Below are 20,656 nucleotides of genomic sequence, written 5' to 3'. Positions count from 1 at the left end.
GACACTGACATAAGATCCACGCGGCAATGTACTGCGCGGGCAGAGAGGCGACGATGGCAGACTACACACAAAACCCCCAGGGGGGCTTTGCTCCTCACTTGCACCCCGAGTATGCAATTCCGCGGGGGCAGGCCGTGGGCAAACTGACGAACTTTACCGGTGCTGCTGTGTCTCTGGCGCTGGTCGTCGGTATCGGTATCTGGGGTTATAAACTTTTGGTGCGGGACGTGAGCGGTATACCTGTTGTGCGCGCCGCCGCGGGGGAGATGCGCGTGCGGCCCGAAGAGCCGGGTGGCACCCTGGCAGAGCATCAGGGCCTGTCGGTCAATACTGTCACAGCCCTCGGCGCTGCGGACGAGGTAACCGAGCAAGTCCGGCTCGCGCCCCAGCCCATCGATCTAATTGACGAAGACCAGCCTATGGCTGATTTCGAGGAGGTTTCTGCAGACGAATCGTCAGATGTAACTCAAGCACCTGCCGCCGAAGATATCGCATCTGCCCTTGAAAGTGGTTCAGTCGACAGCCTTGTTGCGCAGCTGACAGACGGCATCATGCCGATGGAGGCAACGGAAGACGAGAGTCTGCCGGTTTTGGCATCCGTTGCCGTGCCAGATGTCCAAGATGCCCCGGAAGTGCTGGAAGGTGACGGAATGTCCGTCTCCTTGCGTCCGTCACAGCGCCCTGCGCGTGCCTCCATCAACGCAGGGACTGACAGTGGAGGGATGGTGGTTCCGGCTGCGGCTTCCGCGTCAACGACCGAGCTTGAAGCCGCCTCGCTTCCGGTAGGGACCCGTTTGGTCCAGCTAGGCGCGTTTGACACCCCCGAGATTGCCCGCGCTCAATGGGGCCAGCTCAGCGCGCGTTTTGCTCCGTTTATGGAAGGCAAGCAGCGGATCGTGATGGAGGCGAAGTCCGGTGGTCGGACGTTCTACCGCTTGCGCGCGCATGGGTTCGAGGACATCGGTGACGCACGTCGCTTCTGTTCTGCACTGGTTGCCGAAAGTGTCGATTGCATTCCCGTGGTGACACGGTGAGCCTGAGCGCTGCGCGGTTTGGCGCAACAATTCTTGACGCTGAAGGGCTCCGTCTGACGGCCGAGGAAAAGGCGCTGTTTGCCGATGTAACGCCGTTTGGCTTCATTCTGTTTGCCCGCAATATCGGGACGCCTGATCAGGTGCGGGCGTTGTGCGATGAACTGCGTGAGGCGGCAGGGCACAATGCGCCAATTACAATTGATCAGGAGGGCGGCCGCGTTCAGCGGTTACGAGGGCCCATATGGCGCGAATGGCAACAACCCATGAATTTTGTGCAGGCTGCTGGTGATAACGCCGCCAAAGCCATGTACATCCGGTTTCGCCTGATCGCCCATGAGCTTTTCGCACTGGGTATCGACAGCAACTGCGCGCCTATGGTTGATGTCCCGGGGCCAAAAACCCATGAATTCCTTTATAACCGTTGCTACGGAACCGACGCAGGAAACATCGCCCTTATGGGGCAGGCGGCAAATGACGGTATGCTGGCAGGGGGCGTTTTGCCCGTAATCAAACATATTCCCGGTCATGGCCGTGCCACGGCTGACAGCCATTTCGAGTTGCCTCATGTTTATGCCACCCGCGATGAACTTGATCGCGTTGATTTTGCCCCGTTCAAGGCACTGCGCGACACCCCGATGGGGATGACCGCGCATGTGGTCTATGGGGCTGTTGATGCGGTGCCTGCCACCCTGTCTGCCCGCATGATGGGGGTCATCCGCGAGGATATCGGGTTTGATAATCTGATTATGACGGATGATATCTCCATGAAAGCTCTCTCGGGCAGCTTGGATGGGTTGAGCCGCGATGCTCTTGCCGCAGGCTGTGACGTGATCCTCCATTGCAATGGCACACTGGCCGAGCGGGCGCAGGTCGCTGCCGCTGCGGGCGAGATGACCGATGCGGCGCAACGCCGTGCCTTGCGGGCGCTCAGTTACCGCCAGACACCCGATGATATTGACATTCCCGCCCTTGATGCGCAGCTTAAGGCGCTGTTGGGCGAGGGTGTGAATGGCTGAAAACATATTCGACCAAGACGCCGCGACGGTTGCTGACCGGCTGGCCGCCGAGGCGTTAATCATTGATGTGGACGGGTTCGAGGGCCCGCTTGATTTGCTGCTGACCCTCAGCCGAACACAAAAGGTAGATCTGCGCAAAATCTCTGTGCTGCAGCTGGCGCGGCAATACCTCGCTTTTGTGGAGCAGGCAAAGGCGTTGCGCCTGGAACTTGCCGCCGACTATCTGGTGATGGCCGCATGGCTCGCCTTTTTGAAATCGCGTTTGCTGCTGCCCCCTGACCCGACTGAGGAAGGGCCCTCGGGCGAGGAGCTTGCCGCTCATCTGGCCTTCCAGCTTGAGCGTCTGGCCGCGATGCGCGATGTCGCCGCGCGTCTTATGGGGCGTGACCAGTTAGGGCGTGATTTCTTTGTTCGCGGTCAGACCCAGATGGTCGAACGGGTTCGCAATGTGCGCTACACCGCCACGCTGCTGGATCTGATGCAGGGCTATGCACGCATCCGGACCCGTGACGACTTCCGCCCCTTTGTGATGGACCGCGAAAGTGTCTACACAATGGAGCAGGCATTGGCGCGGATGCGCGGATTGATCGGCTTTGCGGGTGACTGGGGCGATTTGATGAGCTTTCTGCCCGAAGGATGGGAGATCGATCCGGTCAAGCGCCGCTCCGCTACGGCCGCCACTTTCGCGGCCTCGCTGGAGCTGGTTAAGGAAGGACATCTGGAGCTGCGCCAATCAGAGAGTTTCGCGCCGATCCAGCTGCGAAAAAGGGAAAATGAACGTGGTTGAAAAGGTGGAGGATAAAGAGGAAAGCCTGTTTGACGCGCCTCCCATGGCCGAGCAGGAGCGCATGATCGAAGCCGTGCTCTTTGCCAGCGCTGAACCTGTCACTCTCCGTGAGCTTGAAGCGCGGATGCCGCATGGCTGTGATGCCGCCGAGGCAATGGTGCACCTGCGCAAACGGTACGACGGGCGCGGTGTGCAGATTATGAAGATCGGTGATGCCTACGCCTTGCGTACAGCCGCCGATCTGGGCTTTCTCATGCAGAAAGAAACGGTAGAAGTACGCAAACTCAGCCGTGCTGCGATCGAGACGCTTGCGATCATTGCCTATCACCAACCCGTCACCCGCGCCGAGATTGAGGAAATTCGCGGCGTCTCCGTCTCCCGCGGGACGGTGGACCAACTGCTTGAGCTGGAATGGATCCGCTTTGGGCGCCGCAAGATGACACCGGGCCGACCGGTAACTTTTGTGGTAACCGAGACTTTTCTTGATCATTTTGGCCTTGAGAGTGCGCGTGATCTACCCGGTCTCAAGGAACTGCGCTCTGCGGGTCTGCTTGAAAACCGCCCGCCCTTGGGGCTTTTGCCACAAGTAGGAGATGGCGAGGACGAACCCGAAAGCACCGAGGGCCAGAGCGAGCTTTTCGAAGACTAATCCCTAAAAATGCCGCAATTGTCCCTATATTGGCAACAAATCAGATGTGGAGATCACCATGAACCAGATCATCAACATGTTCCTGCGTATCATCATGCGCAAAGTCATGAGCAAAGGTATCGACGCGGGCATTAACAAAGCTTCCTCGATGCGCAACGGGCGTAAACAGCAGCAGCAGCCCAAGGGCGAGATCGACGATTACGGTAATCCTGTCCAGCGCGGCCCGAGCCAGCAAGAAGTGCGCGCCGCCCGCCGCGCCAAACGGGAGAGTAACAATAAAGGCTGACAGCTATTGCGCGGTTAAGAGCGCTCCGCCTTTGTCCAATTTTCCTGAAGTACTGAGGCGGGGATTGAGATAACACCCTGTCATAGCATTTTAGGGCGCTTTGAAATGCTTTGACAGCTTCAAACCCTGACCTTGGTAATTCGATGCGATGCCCGCACCATAAAGCTGGGTAGGGGCCTCAGCCATACGCTCATAGACCAGACGCCCGACGATTTGGCCGTGCTCCAGTACAAAAGGCGCTTCATGGCAGCGCACCTCCAGAACTCCGCGTGATCCGGTCCCGCCCGCTGCGTCATAACCAAACCCTGGGTCGAAAAAGCCTGCGTAATGTACGCGGAATTCACCGACCATGGCGAGGTAGGGCGCCATTTCCGCGGCATATTCCGGTGGAATGGTTACAGCCTCGCGGCTCACCAGAATATAGAATGCTCCGGGGTCAAGAATGATCTGGCCATTGTCGCTGTGGACCTCTTCCCAATACTGCGCGGGAGCGTAATGACCGATCCGGTCAAGATCGATCACACCGGTATGCGGTTTTGCGCGGTAGCCGACAAGAGTGGTGCCTGCCAACCGCAAATCGACAGAGAATCCCAGACCGTCGTCTATCACCGCAGGACCGTTGACCAGTGGTGTCTGAGCATGAAGCGCGCGCAGTGCATCATCGTTAAGGACGGCATTGCCGGTGCCAAATCTTATCTGGTTGAGGCGCATCCCGGGGCGCACGAGTACCGAAAACGAGCGAGGGCAAATTTCAGCGTAAAGCGGGCCGTGATAGCCTGCGCCGATGCGGTCAAATTCGGTGCCACCATCGGTGATCGTGCGGGTTAGCAGATCAAGGCGTCCCGTCGAGCTTTTGGCATTTGCAACAGCGCTCACGTTTTGGGGCAACGCCAGATGCTCCATCAGCGGCACCACATAAACGGCCCCTTTTTCGAGGACCGCACCATTGGTCAGGTCAACGCGGTGCATCTCGAACTCTTCCAGCCTGTCGGCAACTTTTGCACCATGCCCCGCAAGAAACGAGGCGCGCACGCGGTAGGCAACCGTTCCAAGGCGCAGATCAAGGCTGGCGGGCTGTATTTGGGCGCGGTCCACTGCGGGATCGGCGTAAATGACACCGCTGGCGATCATTGTTTCAAGCTGTTGGTTTGGGATCACGCCGGGCATGGGAGGTCCTTCCGGTTTTGGGTCTTTAGATGTGCAAAACGCCCGCACCCGAGGGGATGCGAGCGTTTTGCGTATAAGTTGGTCGGGCTAGCAGGACTCGAACCTGCGACCTTCCGTCCCCCAGACGGACGCGCTACCAGGCTGCGCCATAGCCCGAACATGGCGTGTTCATACCGCATAGGCAGGGCGGTGCAAGAGGCAATCGCACCCATTTTCACCGTGGTGTCAGGATTTAGGATGTGCGCCACCAGTGCGCGCAGCCATCCGGTCGCGCAATGCGGCCAATTGCGACACGAGGGGCTGTAATTTTTGCGCTGTGGCGGGATCTACCTGACGCATGCGGCTGGCGTAGCTTAAGGCAGCTGGCTGCGCTGGGATCTCGCCCTCGGGAGTAATATCGGGCATGCCGATATCGCGTGCTTTGGGGCGGGGCGCCTCTATTGGCTGTGCGTCCTCCGTCGCCGCGACTTCTGAATCCTCTAGTTTGGTTGGCTCCGGCTCTGGCGTCTTTGAAGGCGCAGAGGGCTCGGCGCTTTGATCTGGCGCTGGATCGCCATCGTCGTCGGAGGTATCTTTTGAAGAGGCCGCCGGCTCATCTACCGGTTTGCGGAGGAAGGAGGGCAGGGGTGCGATTTCTGTTTTAACGGACATTAATTCGGCTGTTTCTACGCTCTCTGACGGCGCCGCATCTTCCGGATCTTCGGCAGCTGTGTTCTCATCATCGGTAGTGCCTGTTTCAATCTCCGGCTCTACCTTTGCCGCGATTTCAGATTTCGATGCCGCATCGGAGTCTTGCGAAGGTTCACTCTGCTCGGCTTCTTCATTCTCCCAAGTTTTTGTAGCCGCTTCCTCTTCAAGTGCAGGAGCAGCTTTTTCGGCCACGGCGGCGTCTACTGTCTGTTCTTCAGCTACCGGCGCAGTATCCACCGCAGGTTCTGGTTCCGGCGCATCTACTGCATCTTTGCTGTCCGCGTCGCTTGAACCCGCGTCTGCGGGCGTGTCAGTGGATGTGCGCATTAATTCGGACGCGTCGGTAGTCTCTCCGACATGGGTATCATCGTGTTGCGGTGACCCTTCTGCCGATGAGTCTTGTTCTGGCGGAGCCACGGGCGAAGGCATCGCCTTGGTCTCTTTGTCTATTTTGGCCTTTTCTGCGGGACGCTGACTTTCTTTTGGCATCTCGAAGGGCAATACAACCGCCTGCTCGGGCTCGGGCGCTTTGCGTGCGCGCGGAGGGGGGGCAGCAGGCGCGGACACGTAGCTTTCAGCATCGGCATCGTCCAACGGCTCTGACAAGGCCGCGACAAAGCTCATGCCTTCTTCGCGCAGGATTTTTTGAACGCCTTTGATGGTAAGACCATCGTCGTGCAATAGTTTTCGGATACCGCCCAACAGTTGCATATCCACGGGCCGGTAATACCGTCGGCCACCCGCGCGTTTGATAGGCTTCACTTGCGTGAATTTACTCTCCCAAAAGCGCAAGACATGCGCCTGAATGCCGAGCCAGTCGGCAACTTCTGAGATTGTGCGGAATGCGTCAGGCGATTTGGGCATCAGTTCAGGACTTGTTACCGTCCGCGACACGGTCCTTCATCAGATGGGAGGGGCGGAAGGTCAGAACATGGCGTGGATTGATCGGAACTTCCTCACCTGTTTTTGGATTACGACCGATACGGGCAGATTTCGCACGCACGGAGAATGTTCCGAAAGAGGAGATTTTCACCTGCTCACCGCGCACCAGCGCGTCGGACATTTCTTCGAGGACTGTTTCGACCAGTTGTGCGCTTTCGTTACGCGAAAGCCCGACCTCGCGAAATACTGCTTCGCTCAGGTCCATCCGTGTAAGTGTGTTAGACGTCATAACTTCCCCCATATTTCCCAATAGTTTGGCCAGATCAGTTGATTAAGTCAACAACTACACTGAGGCACCCGCGCAAATCCGCAATCGTTACCAGCGCAGGACCACCGCACCCCATGCAAGGCCGCCGCCAATCGCTTCGGTCACGATGAGGTCGCCCTGTTTGATCTGGCCGCGTGCCACGCCCACCGATAACGCCAGCGGAATCGAAGCAGCAGAGGTGTTGCCGTGGTCTTGAACAGTCACAACAACCTTTTCCATCGGAAGACCCAGCTTTTTGGCGGTGCCCTGAATAATGCGGATGTTGGCCTGATGGGGTACGACCCAGTCGATGTCGGTGCTGCTTACGCCTGCGATCTCCATAGCAGTGGTGGCTGTCTGGCTCAGTTTTTCAACGGCGTGGCGGAAAACCTGATTGCCTTGCATCCGGAGATACCCTGTGGTGCCGGTTGACGTGCCGCCATCGACGTACAATAGATCCCGCTGTGTACCGTCGGAGTTGAGGTCAGTGGACAAAATACCGCGGTCAGCTGTGCTGCCTGCTTCTTCCTGAGCCTCAAGCACCAGTGCGCCTGCACCGTCGCCGAACAGCACACAGGTGCCTCGGTCGGTCCAGTCCATGATGCGGCTGAACGTTTCGGCCCCGATCACAAGTACGCGCTTTGCCTGTCCCGAAAGGATGAGTGCATTAGCATTGCTAAGGGCAAAGATAAATCCCGCGCAAACGGCCTGAATATCAAAAGCAAAGCCGCGTTTCATGCCCAATTGCGCCTGTACCATCGTCGCGGCAGAGGGAAAGGTTAGATCGGCCGTCGAGGTGGCTACGATCACCGCGTCAATATCGTCAGGCTTCAAGCCTGCCATCTCGAGGGCGTCCTGGGCGGCCGAGGTGGCCATGCTGGCTGTTGTCTCATCGGGCCCAACGAAGTGCCGCCGCTCAATGCCCGAACGGGCGCGGATCCATTCGTCATTGGTGTCCAGCGTTGCCTCGAATTCGGCATTCTCGACGATGCGTACGGGCAAATAGTGGCCGACACCTTTTACAACTGCGCGCAGGGTCATTCGGGGGCTTGCTCCTCGCTGGGCAAGGCAGCAGCAACACGGGCGGCCAGCTTGTCGTTGAAACCGTTCTGGGACAATTGCGCGGCCAGTTTGATCGCCGCTGAAATGCCTGTGGCATCGGCAGAACCGTGCGATTTTACTACTGTTCCGTTCAGCCCCAGAAACACGCCGCCGTTTACCCGGCGCGGGTCGATCTTCAGGCGCAACCGCATGAGCGAGGTGTAAGCCAGCACAGATGCCAGACGCGACAGCAGTGAATATTTGAAAGCTTCCCGCAGGCGGGTGCCGATCAGGCTGGCCGTGCCTTCTCCGGTTTTGATGGCAATATTGCCAGTGAAGCCGTCTGTCACGATAACATCGGCTTTGTTGCCGGAAATGTCGCCACCCTCCACGAAGCCTACAAAATCGAATGCGGCCTCACGGGCGTGGTCGCGAATCAGGTCGTGGGCTTCTTTCAGCTCGATGCGACCTTTATGCTCCTCTGTGCCTACGTTCAAAAGCCCGATACGCGGGCGAGCCACGTCCAGACCGTTGCGTGCATATGACATACCCATCAGCGCAAACCGCAGCAGATCGTCGGCATCTGCCTTGATATCCGCGCCTACGTCGAGCATGACATTAAAGCCCTGCTTGTTCGAGGAAGGATAGAGGACCGCAATCGCGGGGCGGTTCACGCCAGGAAGCTTGCGAAGTCGGATCATCGACAGCGCCATCAGTGCGCCGGTATTACCGCATGACACTGCTACTGCCGCCTCTCCGGTGCGCACAGATTCGATGGCGGACCACATTGAAGTGTCCTTGCCCGTGCGTACGACCTGACTTGGCTTGTCTTCCATGGTCACTACACCCACCGCGTTGCGGATCGTGGTGCGGTTGTCCAGAATGGGGTGCTTGCTCACCAGCGCCTTCAACTCCGCCTCGGAGCCGTGGAGGATAAAGGAGATATCAGGGTTGGCTTTGGCCGAAATAAGGCAACCGGCAACAACTGCTGCCGGTCCTTGATCGCCACCCATCGCATCAACCGATATCAGGGTGCGGGCGGCAGCACGTTTATGATCGGTCGGGGCCGTCATTTGGTGTGCATGCCTTTAGTTGTTATTGCTTATACGAAGCTTATGCTGCGTCTTCGTCGAGATCAATCTCGTCGTTTTGGGCAACAACTTCTTTGTCTGCATAGTGACCGCAGGCCGAGCATACATGGTGCGGGCGCTTCAGCTCACCGCAGTTCGTGCACTCGTTCGGGTTCGCTGCGGTGAGCGAATCGTGTGAGCGGCGGTTGTTGCGGCGCGATTTGGAGACTTTATTCTGCTGGACAGCCATATCAGGTGCCTTTGTATTCGGGGCCATGGTGCGCAGATCGGCTGCGTCGGGCCTAGGTTTCATGTCAACTCCCGTACGGGCGTGTCGTGCGTTTAGGCAAGTGGCGCTCGCTTGTCCAACGCTAATTGAGCCAAGAGGCGCGAATTACTGCCCGAACATGGCATTTCAAGCCGGAATTTGCCTGCAATCTACCGGAGCACTGCGGGGGGCGTATCTAATGATCCTCGCTTAGGTGTCATTATCCTCTTCGAGCTGTTGTTTAAAGGCTGCAAGCCCTGCGAAGGGGCGTGCCTGCTCGTCCGTCATCGGGGTCTTGCCAGGTTCGGTGACGCGCAGGGGTGTCGTTTCGCCCTCTTGCTTGCGGGGATATTCCGGCAGCGCAAGGGCCAGCGCCTCTTCCATTATCTGTGCCGGGTCAATCCATGCGCCCAACGGCTCGACGCTGTCGTCTTCTGGGACCTCGGCTTCGGGGGCGTCTATATCTACGTAATCATGAATAAACACCCGCATGACATCCGTATCAATGCGTGTGACCACGGGCTCGAGTGTGACAACACAAGGCTGGGTCGCTGTCGCACCCAAGCGCCCTTTGAGCTGCCAGTCACTGTCCCCAAGGGGCCGTAACGTGCCTTCAAACGATAGTTTTCGCAGTCCGCTCAGCGCCAACGCCTCTGCGATCGCGGCAAGGGCGGGTGCGCCGGGGCGCAGCGAGAACGGGGTCGGCGCGGTCTGCGAGAGGCTCGCTACCCGCAAGCTGGTGGCCGTGGGAGGTGTGGGCGACATGTATATGTGCTTTCAATTCTTGAACCATGGGGCGGATTTGGTATATGCGAGATAAAAGCCATACAGGCTGAGGGCAAGGGGCACTACCATGGGTATCACGATAAACACGAGCATTCTGCGGCGTGCGCTACTGGTGGCTGCGGTTGCAGGCGCGGTTTCGGCCTGTGCGCCCCAATTTAAAAATCACGGTTATATCCCGCCTGCCGAAGATCTTGAGCAGATTACAGTGGGCGTTGATACGCGCGCATCTGTAGAAGAGAGCATCGGCGCGCCCTCGACGGCTGGTGTCGTGAACGAGAGCGGCTTTTACTATGTGCGCAGCCGTAAGCGGACATTCGGCGCGCTGGCACCCAAAGAAATCGAGCGCGAGGTTCTTGCGATCAGTTTTGACAGTGCCGGTGTTGTCAGCAATATTGAGACATTCGGGCTTGAGCGTGGGCAGGTTGTGCCGCTTACGCGTCGTGTGACGTCTTCGGGCGTTTCCGACAACAGCTTTATCCGCCAGCTTTTGGGCAATATCGGGCGCTTTAACCCCGCAGGCCTTGCAGGCTGATCGTATTGACCTGCGCGGTTTTGCGCGCAGTGGGCTCTCGATGACACCCCTCACCAAAGGTAAATATACTGTTGGCCTTGTACAAAGCGCGGCCGACATGGAAGCCGCGTTTGAATTGCGCGGTCTGTGCTTTGGCATGGCTGGCGGAACGGCAGATGCGTTTGATGCGCAGGCCAGTCACGTCATGGTGCGGTCGCACGATACAGACGCTTTGGTTGCAACGTTCCGTATGGCGGTATTCGCGGGGGCCGATCTGCAAAAAAGTTATGCGGCCACCTATTATGACCTGACTGCGCTACGCGAGTTTCAGGGCACGATGCTGGAGTTGGGGCGCTTTTGCATCCACCCCGATCATGTTGATCCCGACATTCTGCGCATTGCATGGGCGGCACTCACGGCATTTGTTGATACCAATGGCGTACAAATGCTGTTTGGCTGTTCTTCCTTTTCCGGAACGGATCCTGCGCCTTATCTTGACGCTTTTGCCCTGCTGAAGGCACGCCATCTTGGGCCTGCACGATGGATCCCGCAGGTCGCATCGGACGATGTCTACCGGTTTGGTATGCGCTTGCGCCGCACGCCTGATCTTGCAAGGGCCACAGCGGCCCTGCCGCCGCTGCTGCGCACCTATCTGATGATGGGGGGCTGGGTCAGCGACCACGCAGTGATAGACCGCGCCATGAACACCCTGCATGTTTTTACTGCGCTGGAGATTGGGGCGATCCCGCCTGCGCGGAAAAGCCGCCTTCGTGCACTTGTCTGATTGACGTTTCCGCAGGGCCGCAGTAGGCGACACGCATGGCACGCGCACCCCTTCTCCAGCTCTCCGACATCGCCCTTACTTTTGGCGGTGATCCTGTATTTGAAAACCTCGGGCTGGTCATCCAGCAAGGGGACCGATTGGCATTGGTGGGGCGTAACGGCTCTGGCAAATCGACGCTGATGAAGGTGATGGCCGGACTGGTGGAGGCCGACAAGGGCGACATCACCGCAGGGCCGGGTGTGACAGTCGGCTATATGGAACAGGACCCGGATTTATCAGGGTTCGAGACGCTTGGCGATTTCGCCTCACACGGCCTTGATCCGGGTGAGTTGTACAAGGTCGAGCGGGCAGGCGAGGGCCTCAAGTTCGATCCCGAGCGGCCTGTTGCGACTGCCTCCGGTGGTGAGCGGCGCCGTGCGGCACTTGCACGTTTGATGGCACTCGAGCCTGAGTTGATGCTGCTCGACGAGCCGACCAACCACCTTGATATCGAAGCGATTGCATGGCTCGAAGGCGAGCTTAAATCGACCCGCGCAGCATATCTTATTATCTCTCACGACCGCGCGTTTCTAAACGCGCTGACGCGTGCCACCTTGTGGATCGACCGCGGCGAAGTACGCCGTCAGGAAATTGGTTTTCAGGGCTTCGAGGCATGGCGTGACACGATCTGGGAAGAAGAGGACATGCAGCGCCACAAGTTGAACCGCAAGATCAAAGCGGAAGCACGGTGGGCGGTCGAGGGGATCTCGGCGCGGCGCAAGCGCAATCAGGGGCGTGTGCGCGCCCTGCAGGAATTGCGCGCTGAACGCAGCAGCCAGATTACGCGGCAAGGCACCGCCGCAATGGCGTTGGAAGCGGGACCTAAATCCGGCCGAAAGGTCATGGAAGCGCTCAATATAACAAAGTCTTACGGCGACAAGGTGATCTTGCGCGATTTCTCTTTACAAGTGAATCGCGGAGACCGGATTGCACTGGTCGGGCCAAATGGCGTGGGTAAGACCACGCTCCTGAACATGCTGATCGGGAAGGAGCAACCCGATACCGGAGAGGTCAAGATCGGGACCAATCTGGCGCTGGCCCTCTTTGATCAGGCGCGCGCGCAACTCGACGGGGATATGACCCTGTGGGACAGTTTGACAGGTGATCCCGATATGCGGGTCTCTGGTAAAGCAGACCAGATTCTGGTACGCGGCAATCCCAAACATGTCGTCGGTTATCTCAAAGAATTCCTGTTCGACGAAGCGCAGGCGCGTGCGCCCGTACGCTCCTTGTCGGGTGGTGAAAAGGCGCGATTGTTGCTGGCAAAGCTGATGGCGCGGGAGAGCAATCTTCTGGTGCTTGACGAGCCGACAAATGATCTGGACGTAGAAACCCTTGATTTGATGCAGGAATTGCTGGGCAGCTATGACGGTACCGTCATTCTGGTAAGCCACGACCGCGACTTCCTCGACCGTGTCGCTGCCACAACCATCGCGATGGAAGGCGATGGCAAAGCAACCGTATATGCAGGTGGCTGGACGGATTATCTTGCACAGCGCGGCATGGAAGATTTCGCGGATAGTGTTGTGAAATCAAAAACCACCGGCGCAAAAGCTGTCAAGGAAACAAAGTCCCAATCAGGTCTCAGCTTTACCGAGAAGCATCGCCTTGAAGCCCTACCAGCAGAGATCGAGCGCATTGGCGCGGAGATCGCAAAGCTGGAAGAACTGTTGAGCGATCCGGCACTCTTTACCGAGCAGCCTGCGAAGTTCCAGAAGGCAAGTGATGCGCTTGTTCAGCGGCATGAAAAACTCAGCGACGCCGAAGAAGAATGGCTGATGCTGGAAGAGAAAGCGAACAGCTGAAGATAGGGGAATGGATGCTCCGCGGAGATTCCCTGTGAATTTTGGCTGCAAATATCTGAATTGTGAGTAGCTACCTTAATCATTGCGCCGCGCAAACGGTGTCCAGCGGAACCACGTGCCGCCCGTTGGCTGTGATATTGCTCCTGTGCGCCGTTTGAAACGGTCGATCTGCGCAGTTGTCGTCGGCCCGAGGTCCAGGGTGGTTATGCCGCGCTCCGCAAGCACCGTCATAGCCTCCCACAGCAGCAGATTGTGCGCATGCAGGCTGCGCCCCTGTTGGGTCGTATGGCCGATGTGATAGGTTGCGCGGCTGCCATGTGTCAGAATCAGCATGTGGGCAACAGGATGACCGCGCAACATCGCAGTGAACAGCTGGCTCTGATCCGGTGCGACGGTAACAAAGGCTGAGGTAAGCGCGCCAGGCCAGTTTCTGTAGCGCCTTTTGCGTGACTGCGCAGTATCAAGGGCCAGCAGCGGGTGATCGGCTGTCATCGGGCGTTGCAGCACGCGTAAAGGTCCCTGCTCGGCCTGCCCGAGCTGATGGCGCCAGTTTTGATGCAATCTGGCGCGGCGGGCCGGTTTGGTCGGGGTCAGATCAAGGTTAAATAGGCAGCGGGGCGCAGCGATTTCGCATGCTCCATTGACAGAATGCGGTGCGTCTGGTGACAGGATTAGCGGGCGACGGTGTAGTCCCGCCTGCCCAAGCTGGACGTAGAAATCTGGCGGTGGCAGCGCACGAGGCAGCATCAAAACCCGTAGGCCTAGAATCCGCCGGTTGAGCAATAGCAAGCCTGAGGATAGCATCACCGGCTCTTCGCCGCACAGCCGGAGCGCAGCGGCAAAAGCGCGATCTTGCATCAAGGCATGGGAGGCGGGCGGCGGATTCGCGTCAAACATGCAAGACGATGCGCCCGCTGTGGTTAAGGGGGGCTTAACCGATGCCCCCCTTCATAATTACCCAAGCTGGATAAGAGCGTGACGTTTTTTACCTGCCGACAGTTTGATCGGCGTTGCCAGTGCGGAGGCGTCAATCATCAACGAAGCATCGGTGAGGGGCTCGTCATTGAGGCGCGCACCGTTTTCGGTAATCAGGCGCTTGGCTTCTTTGCCCGATCCGGCAAGGCCGGATTTCACGATCAGCTGCACGATAGAGATACCACCCGCCACATCGGCCGCGGTTAGCGTCAGCGTGGGCAGGTCGTCTCCGACGCCGCCTTTCTCGAAAACCTCGCGCGCGGTCGCCTCTGCCGCCTGCGCAGCCTCTACACCGTGCAACAGGCCGGTCACTTCGTTGGCCAGCTTGATCTTGGCTTCGTTGATCTCGGAGCCTTCAAGTGCTCCGAGGCGCTCGCATTCATCCACGGGCAGTTCTGTGTAGAGCTTTAGGAACCTGCCTACATCAGCATCGGTGGTGTTGCGCCAGAACTGCCAGAACTCGTAGGGGGAGAGCATATCGCCATTGAGCCAGATCGCGCCCCCCTGGGATTTGCCCATCTTCTTGCCGTCCGAGGTGGTCAATAGCGGTGAGGTGAGGCCGTAAACCTCGCCATCTATTACGCGGCGCGTAAGGTCGATGCCGTTTACAATATTGCCCCACTGATCGCTGCCGCCCATTTGGAGGATGCAACCGTAGCGGCGGTGAAGCTCCATAAAATCGTAAGCCTGAAGGATCATGTAGTTGAATTCGAGGAAGGACAGGGATTGCTCACGGTCGAGGCGCGACTTGACCGATTCAAACGACAACATTCTGTTGATGCTGAAGTGACGCCCGATGTCGCGCAGGAAATCGAGGTAGTTCAGGCCGTCCAGCCATTCGGCATTGTTGAGCATAATCGCGTCGGAGGGCCCGTCACCGTAGGTGAGGTATTTTGCGAAAACCTGCTGCATCCCCTCGATGTTGGCGTTGATTTGTTCAGAGGAAAGTAACGGACGTTCATCCGCGCGAAACGAAGGATCGCCAACCTTTGTTGTGCCGCCGCCCATCAGGGTGATCGGTTTGTTACCCGATTTCTGCAACCAACGCAGCATCATGATGTTGAGCAGGTGACCCACGTGCAGCGACTTTGCGGTCGCGTCATAGCCAATGTAGGCTGGCTGTGCGCCTTTGAGAAGGGCATCGTCAAGTGCCTGATAGTCAGTGCAATCGGCGAGATAGCCACGCTCCATCATCACGGTGACGAATTCGGATTTGGGATGGTATGTCATGGCGCTTGCCCTCGGCTTGAATTGCAGGGCATCTATAGGGCGGGCAAGGCCAAAGGAAAAGACAAGAATATGAGCAAAGCCATAGCAAAGACAGGTGTGGTGACAGCTGCGGGTGCGATGTCGGGGACGTCACTGGACGGTGTCGACGTCGCAGTACTGCACACGGACGGGCGTGATATCGCGGGCTTCGGACGCTCTTCATTCAGGGCGTATTCAGCGTCGGAGCGCAAACAGATCGCTGCGGGATTCGGGCTGTGGGCAGGGAATGCTGTAGAAGAAGCGGCCGCGGTGATTGAGGCAGCGCACCTTGAGATATTGCGCGATTTTACGGATGTTGATCTGATCGGGTTTCACGGCCAGACATTGGCCCATGCGCCACGCGTGCACGGCACCCTACAGGTGGGCAACGGCGCGATGCTGGCGCAGGAGCTTGGCGTGCCGGTAGTCTGGGATTTTCGTACGGCCGACGTGGAGCTGGGCGGGGAGGGTGCGCCGCTGGCCCCGTTTTTCCACCATGCCTGTGCGCGTTACATCAAGGCGGACGGGCCGGTGGCCTTCCTCAATCTGGGCGGTGTGGGCAATTTGACATGGGTCGATCCCAGCATCCCCGAGCCGCATCTGGAGGGGGCGCTGCTGGCCTTTGATACCGGTCCTGCGAATGCGCCGGTGAATGATTTGATGCAGGAACGCCTTGGGCTAGCCTACGACAAGGACGGCGCTGTGGCACGCGGTGGCACAGTTGAGACCGGCGCGCTGGAGTTGTTTCTGGCGGAGCCATATTTCGCGCGGATGCCTCCCAAGTCACTGGACCGCAATGACTTTGACGAAATTGTTGCGCTGGTGAGGGAGTTGTCAGACAGCGACGCTGCGGCGACTTTGACGGCGATGTGCGCGGCAGGTGTGGCAGAGGCGATGCAGCATTGCCCATGTGCACCCTCAAAGGTGCTTGTGACAGGCGGCGGGCGGCGTAATCCGGTGTTGATGCAAATGCTTGAGGTCTCGCTCGACTGTCCGGTCGTGGCGATTGAGGAGGTGGGCCTTGATGGTGATATGCTCGAGGCGCAGGCCTTTGCTTATCTCGCCGTGCGTGTGGCACGCGGAATGCCGACCAGTTGCGCAGGGACCACGGGTGTGCGTGCGGCTGTGGGTGGGGGCACCGTGAGCGTGCCTGACCTTACGGACCGCGCAGCGGAGTGACAGCTCCGATCCAGCAGGAAGTCTGACCGGTCAGATCATATCTGGTTGTTGCCCAGCTTCGGGCGCGGGCAGCCACACAAATCGGATCACCCAGCGATAGGTCCGGCCGAACATACCGCGGCTGCGTCTCAAAGACGTCGCGGCTCGATAGTTCGAAAGTTACGGTCCACTGGTCCGGCCCGTCATTGGCTGGGATTTGCGCGACACTCACAACATTCGCGGGTATGAGGGTGACACTGCTGGTCGCACGTTCGATCAAGAAAAGCGTGCCGACCAGAGCGATGCCTGTGAGGGCGATTGTCTGTTTTTTGCTCATACGGGTATTTCGAGGGTGGGATCGAGCGTGAAACCCTCAAACATAAATCCAGGTGAAACGGTACAACTGACCAAAGTATAGGCGCCTGTCGTGTGCGCACGCTGCCAGTGTTGTTCGGGTACGATGATCTGTGGCGCGCCTTTGGTCAGGTCGGGGGTCAGCAAATAATCCCGCGCAGGCCCCTTGTGTGTTTCCGCCATACCGAGGACAAGCGGCGCGCCGGAATGGTAAAGCCAGATCTCGGTCGCATCGACGCGGTGCCAATCGCTCCGCTCGCCCGCTTTGAGCAGGAAATAGATGCAGGTCCCTGACGGGCGGCCCTTGTTTGTTGCAACCCATGTTTGCCGGTAGTGGCCGCCCTCGGGATGCGGCGCGAGGTCAAGGCAGGCTATAATGTCGTCAGCGGTGAGATCGGTCATAGGGAGGCCTCGAAGAAAACCAGATGGGGCAAGGCAATCGCGGGGATGTCCCCGTAAGGGCCGCGTTCGGATAATCCCATACTGGCATAAAGGGCGCGGGCAGGCACAAGATTTTTGGAAGTATCAAGTTGGACGCGCGAAAATCCGTCTTTGCGGGCCTGGTCGAGCAATACCTCCAAAAGCTTGCGGGCGATCCCGTTGCCGCGCGCGCGTGGCGTGACATACATGCGCTTGATCTCGCAGGTTTCAGGATCCAGGGCGTGTGACATGGCGCAACCCGCGGACATTGCGTCGTGTACAGCGATAAGGATCATCCCGTGCGGGCGGGCATGGGTCCGCGCAAGACCTTCCATGAGCGTGGTATATTTCGGGACAGGGTAAAATATCTCGGTCAATTTCGCATCCTGGGGTGACGCTGATGCAATGTGGCTGCGGTAATCCCAGCATAGCTGGCGCACAGCATCAAGGTCAGCGGACGTCGTTACAGGGCGGATCAATGTCATACACGCAGGCTTTTAAGAACTTCAGGTGGGATGGCGCAGGTGAGGGAGATTTCCCTCACTGTATCACGGTTTTTAACAAGTCCACGTTTTTGCCGGTTTGTACGGAAATCTTGGACAGAAGAACGCGCGGGTACGTATATCCAATCCCCGCGCAGGGCGGGAAGGCGGTCGGCATTGCCGCTATTAATTGGCGAGAGGTATAGGTCGTCGACGAAAGCATCAAATACCAGACCGGAATCAAGCGCAAAGACTGTTGTTGGAAGCTCGAAACTGCCTTTCAGCGCGTCAAGTTTTGTCGCAGTGCCGAGGAATACGCGCTGATCAAGCTGCATTGCCCAGGTTTTGAGGCTGTGCCCTTCGAGAAAGCTAGCGGTTCTGGCGCGCCCTTTCAGCAAGGGCAGCTGGTGGTTCAGAGTTGCAGTCCCGTCGATAATAATACGGTGCTTTCGCAGTGCTATATCTGCCGGTTCAATATCTGCTTGCGCGGCCAAAGCGGCGGCGGACATTAGCCCGCGCGCCGCTATCTGGTTTTCATTTGTTGCGGCGCTCACATGATACAGCGTCTCGCCGCACAGCTTGATAAACGCCTCTCTTTTCATTTCAGAATGCTGCGGCCTGCGTATTGTGCGCTTTCGCCCAGTGCTTCTTCGATGCGGATCAGCTGGTTATACTTGGCCAGCCGGTCAGAGCGGGCCAGCGAACCTGTTTTGATCTGCCCGCAGTTGGTTGCTACCGCAAGGTCGGCAATGGTGGCGTCTTCTGTCTCGCCGGACCGGTGGGACATGACGTTGGTAAATCCTGCACGGTGGGCCATATCTACTGCTTTAAGAGTCTCTGTCAACGTACCGATTTGGTTTACTTTTACCAACATGGAGTTGGCGGCGCGGCGCTTGATGCCCTCGGCCAGGCGGGTGGGGTTTGTAACAAACAGATCATCCCCGACCAGCTGCACACGGTCGCCGATTGCGGCATTGAGCGCGATCCAGCCCTCCCAATCATCCTCTGACATGCCGTCCTCAATGCTGATGATGGGGTAATCGTTTACCAGCGAGGTGAGGTAGTCTACCTTTTCGTTGGATGTCAACATTCTGCCTTCACCATCAAGGACATAGACCTCATTCTTATAGTATTCTGTCGCTGCACAGTCGAGAGCGAGGTAGATATCCTCGCCGGGTTTATAGCCTGCTTTTTCGATGGACTTCATAATAAAATCAAGTGCATCGCGGGTGGAGCCGATGTTGGGGGCAAACCCTCCCTCGTCACCGACGCCTGTGGCCAGCCCTGCGGCGGAGAGTTCTGCTTTCAGTGTGTGGAAAACCTCTGCGCCCATGCGGATGGCATCGCGAATGTTTTCAGCCGCCACAGGCATGATCATGAATTCCTGAATATCGATAGGATTGTCCGCATGCTCGCCACCGTTGATGATATTCATCATCGGTACGGGCAGCACGCGCGCGGAGGTACCGCCCACATACCGGTACAGTGGCTGCGTGCAATAATCTGCGGCGGCTTTTGCAGCGGCCAGCGAGACGCCTAGTATGGCATTTGCGCCAAGGCGGGATTTGTTGGTGGTACCGTCCAGCTCGATCATTGCTTCGTCAATGTCGACCTGCTCGGTCACGTCCATGCCCACCAGCGCTTCTGCGATTTCTCCGTTCACAGCGGCGCAGGCATCCAGCACGCCTTTGCCGAAATAGCGTGCCGCGTCGCCGTCGCGTTTCTCGACCGCCTCATGCTTGCCTGTTGATGCGCCCGATGGCACGGCAGCGCGCCCCATCGTGCCATCCTCTAGGATCACATCGACTTCGACGGTGGGATTGCCACGGCTGTCGAGAATTTCGCGGGCGTGGATGTCAATGATGGTGCTCATGGTAGAGGATCCTTGGGGCAGGTCGTTGAATTTGCGCCCGTCTTACAGGCGGCTCACGGGGTTTGAAAGGCTCGCCGCGACTTTGATCCGGTGTTTGCGCTCACGTAGGACGGTATAGATGCCGGAGGCTACGATGACGGCTCCCCCCAACAATGTCATTACATCGGGGCGCTCGCCGAAAAAGGACATGCCGATCACCATCGCAAAGATGAGCCGCGAATAGCGGAAAGGCGTGACAAAACTTACCTCGCCCACACGCATGGCCGCGACGATGCCGTAATAGGCGAAGACACCAATGGTGATGGCCGCAACGATGAGCGCCCAGAGGCGTGCATCCAACGGCGCGAAAGATTGCCCAGTGACACCCATGAGCATCAGTCCTGCGGGGATAAGGACCAGAAACCCCAAAAAACTTAGCTGCATAGAAGACAGGCTGGTGGATATTTTGCGGGTGGAGATGTCGCGCAGGGCAAGGCCGAAAACCCCGCCCACCGCAAAAAGCGATAGCGGCGAGAACCCTTCAAGACCCGGACGGATAATCATGAGCACGCCGATAAATCCCACACTGATCGCGGCCCAGCGGCGCCAGCCGACCGCCTCCTTCAAGAAGAGTGCAGCCCCCAGCGTGACGACCAGCGGGGTAGCCTGAAGGATAGCGGACGCAGTGGAAAGCGGGGTGAAGACAATGGCCGATACAAAGCAGACGGTGCCGATGATTTCTCCCATGGCACGGGTCAGGACAGGCGGCGCGAGCATCGCCTTCTCGAACAGGGCACGCCGCTGGCCCAGCACTACAATCGCAAAGACCGCAGAGCCGCCGACGCCAAGCATCGCAAGGATCTGTCCAACAGGCAGTGCATCACCCATCAACTTGATGAAGCTATCCTCAATCGCAAACCCCAACATGGCGAGCACCATCAGAGTCGCGCCGCGCAGATTGTCCATGGGTGCCTCCTGTTTTATGTTGCGCGCGGTTTGCGCCTTTCGTGCTGGCTGTGCAAGGGGCGGGGTGGTAGCGATTTGG

At 58.2% G+C, this 20,656-nt stretch carries 24 protein-coding genes and 1 tRNA gene; 9 read left to right on the top strand and 16 right to left on the bottom strand.

Annotated elements, in window-relative coordinates:
• Window positions 1–53 precede the first annotated feature (53 nt).
• From C8N30_RS00395 to C8N30_RS00375, 5 genes are read left to right on the top strand one after another with little or no spacing between them, the layout of a single operon-like run.
• Window positions 54–1,034 (top strand): SPOR domain-containing protein, encoded by a 981-nt coding sequence (locus C8N30_RS00395; protein WP_025062508.1) that lies wholly within the window; start codon window positions 54–56, stop codon window positions 1,032–1,034.
• On the top strand, window positions 1,031–2,050 hold the full coding sequence (gene nagZ, locus C8N30_RS00390) for a beta-N-acetylhexosaminidase (protein ID WP_025062507.1): 1,020 nt from the start codon (window positions 1,031–1,033) through the stop codon (window positions 2,048–2,050). The genes C8N30_RS00395 and nagZ overlap by 4 nt, the downstream gene beginning before the upstream one ends.
• A complete protein-coding gene (locus C8N30_RS00385; RefSeq protein WP_025062506.1) occupies window positions 2,043–2,837 on the top strand; it encodes a segregation and condensation protein A in 795 nt (264 codons plus the stop codon). Before nagZ ends, C8N30_RS00385 begins: the two co-directional genes overlap by 8 nt.
• 43 nt (window positions 2,838–2,880) lie before the next feature.
• Complete coding sequence (scpB, locus tag C8N30_RS00380) at window positions 2,881–3,486, top strand: SMC-Scp complex subunit ScpB (RefSeq protein ID WP_409373588.1); 606 nt, start codon at window positions 2,881–2,883, stop codon at window positions 3,484–3,486.
• Window positions 3,487–3,544: 58 nt separating this feature from the next.
• The gene (locus C8N30_RS00375; RefSeq protein ID WP_025062504.1) at window positions 3,545–3,772 is read left to right on the top strand and encodes a hypothetical protein; all 228 of its coding nucleotides are present in this window, start codon (window positions 3,545–3,547) and stop codon (window positions 3,770–3,772) included.
• Window positions 3,773–3,862: 90 nt separating this feature from the next.
• Here the strand turns inward: C8N30_RS00375 and C8N30_RS00370 are convergent, their stop codons facing one another.
• From C8N30_RS00370 to C8N30_RS00335, 8 genes are all read right to left on the bottom strand, one after another.
• The gene (locus tag C8N30_RS00370) at window positions 3,863–4,939 is read right to left on the bottom strand and encodes a 2'-deoxycytidine 5'-triphosphate deaminase (protein WP_025062503.1); all 1,077 of its coding nucleotides are present in this window, start codon (window positions 4,937–4,939) and stop codon (window positions 3,863–3,865) included.
• A 79-nt stretch (window positions 4,940–5,018) separates the two neighbouring features.
• Window positions 5,019–5,095: transfer RNA gene (locus C8N30_RS00365), tRNA-Pro, on the bottom strand.
• Between the two features lie 69 nt (window positions 5,096–5,164).
• A complete protein-coding gene (locus C8N30_RS19535; protein ID WP_025062502.1) occupies window positions 5,165–6,493 on the bottom strand; it encodes a MerR family transcriptional regulator in 1,329 nt (442 codons plus the stop codon).
• 4 nt (window positions 6,494–6,497) lie between these two features.
• Window positions 6,498–6,800 (bottom strand): integration host factor subunit alpha, encoded by a 303-nt coding sequence (gene ihfA, locus C8N30_RS00355; protein ID WP_025062501.1) that lies wholly within the window; start codon window positions 6,798–6,800, stop codon window positions 6,498–6,500.
• A gap of 87 nt (window positions 6,801–6,887) precedes the next feature.
• Window positions 6,888–7,859 (bottom strand): beta-ketoacyl-ACP synthase III, encoded by a 972-nt coding sequence (locus tag C8N30_RS00350; protein WP_025062500.1) that lies wholly within the window; start codon window positions 7,857–7,859, stop codon window positions 6,888–6,890.
• Window positions 7,856–8,932: a phosphate acyltransferase PlsX gene (gene plsX, locus C8N30_RS00345; RefSeq protein WP_025062499.1), complete on the bottom strand. Its 1,077-nt coding sequence runs from the start codon at window positions 8,930–8,932 to the stop codon at window positions 7,856–7,858. Before plsX ends, C8N30_RS00350 begins: the two co-directional genes overlap by 4 nt.
• Before the next feature lie 40 nt (window positions 8,933–8,972).
• On the bottom strand, window positions 8,973–9,179 hold the full coding sequence (rpmF, locus tag C8N30_RS00340; RefSeq protein WP_025062498.1) for a 50S ribosomal protein L32: 207 nt from the start codon (window positions 9,177–9,179) through the stop codon (window positions 8,973–8,975).
• A gap of 228 nt (window positions 9,180–9,407) precedes the next feature.
• Window positions 9,408–9,962: a YceD family protein gene (locus C8N30_RS00335; protein WP_025062497.1), complete on the bottom strand. Its 555-nt coding sequence runs from the start codon at window positions 9,960–9,962 to the stop codon at window positions 9,408–9,410.
• 88 nt (window positions 9,963–10,050) lie between these two features.
• Between C8N30_RS00335 and C8N30_RS00330 the strand changes: the two genes are divergently transcribed.
• From C8N30_RS00330 to C8N30_RS00320, 3 genes are read left to right on the top strand one after another with little or no spacing between them, the layout of a single operon-like run.
• The gene (locus C8N30_RS00330) at window positions 10,051–10,515 is read left to right on the top strand and encodes an outer membrane protein assembly factor BamE (RefSeq protein WP_037967927.1); all 465 of its coding nucleotides are present in this window, start codon (window positions 10,051–10,053) and stop codon (window positions 10,513–10,515) included.
• 40 nt (window positions 10,516–10,555) lie between these two features.
• Window positions 10,556–11,278 carry a GNAT family N-acetyltransferase gene (locus tag C8N30_RS00325; RefSeq protein WP_025062495.1) on the top strand — a complete coding sequence of 241 codons (723 nt, stop codon included), beginning with the start codon at window positions 10,556–10,558 and terminating at the stop codon, window positions 11,276–11,278.
• A gap of 35 nt (window positions 11,279–11,313) precedes the next feature.
• Window positions 11,314–13,122 (top strand): ABC-F family ATP-binding cassette domain-containing protein, encoded by a 1,809-nt coding sequence (locus C8N30_RS00320; protein ID WP_025062494.1) that lies wholly within the window; start codon window positions 11,314–11,316, stop codon window positions 13,120–13,122.
• Between the two features lie 75 nt (window positions 13,123–13,197).
• Here the strand turns inward: C8N30_RS00320 and C8N30_RS00315 are convergent, their stop codons facing one another.
• Both C8N30_RS00315 and tyrS read right to left on the bottom strand, forming a co-directional pair.
• The gene (locus tag C8N30_RS00315) at window positions 13,198–14,019 is read right to left on the bottom strand and encodes a GNAT family N-acetyltransferase (RefSeq protein WP_025062493.1); all 822 of its coding nucleotides are present in this window, start codon (window positions 14,017–14,019) and stop codon (window positions 13,198–13,200) included.
• A gap of 57 nt (window positions 14,020–14,076) precedes the next feature.
• Window positions 14,077–15,327 (bottom strand): tyrosine--tRNA ligase, encoded by a 1,251-nt coding sequence (gene tyrS / locus C8N30_RS00310; protein WP_025062492.1) that lies wholly within the window; start codon window positions 15,325–15,327, stop codon window positions 14,077–14,079.
• Between the two features lie 69 nt (window positions 15,328–15,396).
• On the opposite strand from tyrS, the gene C8N30_RS00305 reads away from it, so the two are divergent.
• Window positions 15,397–16,524, top strand: coding sequence for an anhydro-N-acetylmuramic acid kinase (locus C8N30_RS00305; RefSeq protein ID WP_025062491.1), 1,128 nt, complete (start codon window positions 15,397–15,399; stop codon window positions 16,522–16,524).
• On the opposite strand, the gene C8N30_RS00300 is transcribed toward C8N30_RS00305, so the two are convergent.
• The 6 genes from C8N30_RS00300 to C8N30_RS00275 are packed head-to-tail and all read right to left on the bottom strand — an operon-like array spanning window position 16,502 to window position 20,577.
• A complete protein-coding gene (locus tag C8N30_RS00300) occupies window positions 16,502–16,840 on the bottom strand; it encodes a hypothetical protein (RefSeq protein ID WP_025062490.1) in 339 nt (112 codons plus the stop codon). The genes C8N30_RS00305 and C8N30_RS00300 overlap by 23 nt on opposite strands.
• Window positions 16,837–17,259, bottom strand: a complete 423-nt coding sequence (locus C8N30_RS00295) for a cupin domain-containing protein (RefSeq protein ID WP_025062489.1) — start codon at window positions 17,257–17,259, stop codon at window positions 16,837–16,839. The genes C8N30_RS00300 and C8N30_RS00295 overlap by 4 nt, the downstream gene beginning before the upstream one ends.
• Entirely contained in the window at window positions 17,256–17,762 is a 507-nt protein-coding gene (locus C8N30_RS00290) for a GNAT family N-acetyltransferase (protein ID WP_025062488.1), read from the bottom strand. Before C8N30_RS00290 ends, C8N30_RS00295 begins: the two co-directional genes overlap by 4 nt.
• Window positions 17,759–18,361: a DUF7002 family protein gene (locus tag C8N30_RS00285; protein WP_025062487.1), complete on the bottom strand. Its 603-nt coding sequence runs from the start codon at window positions 18,359–18,361 to the stop codon at window positions 17,759–17,761. The genes C8N30_RS00290 and C8N30_RS00285 overlap by 4 nt, the downstream gene beginning before the upstream one ends.
• Window positions 18,358–19,632, bottom strand: coding sequence for a phosphopyruvate hydratase (gene eno, locus C8N30_RS00280; RefSeq protein WP_025062486.1), 1,275 nt, complete (start codon window positions 19,630–19,632; stop codon window positions 18,358–18,360). Before eno ends, C8N30_RS00285 begins: the two co-directional genes overlap by 4 nt.
• 42 nt (window positions 19,633–19,674) lie before the next feature.
• Window positions 19,675–20,577, bottom strand: a complete 903-nt coding sequence (locus C8N30_RS00275) for a DMT family transporter (protein ID WP_025062485.1) — start codon at window positions 20,575–20,577, stop codon at window positions 19,675–19,677.
• Window positions 20,578–20,656: the final 79 nt, after the last annotated feature.

The organism is Sulfitobacter guttiformis (assembly GCF_003610455.1).
Classification (GTDB): domain Bacteria; phylum Pseudomonadota; class Alphaproteobacteria; order Rhodobacterales; family Rhodobacteraceae; genus Sulfitobacter; species Sulfitobacter guttiformis.
The sequence above is the reverse complement of the archived record's forward strand: the minus strand, read 5'-3'. Positions and strand labels throughout refer to the sequence as shown.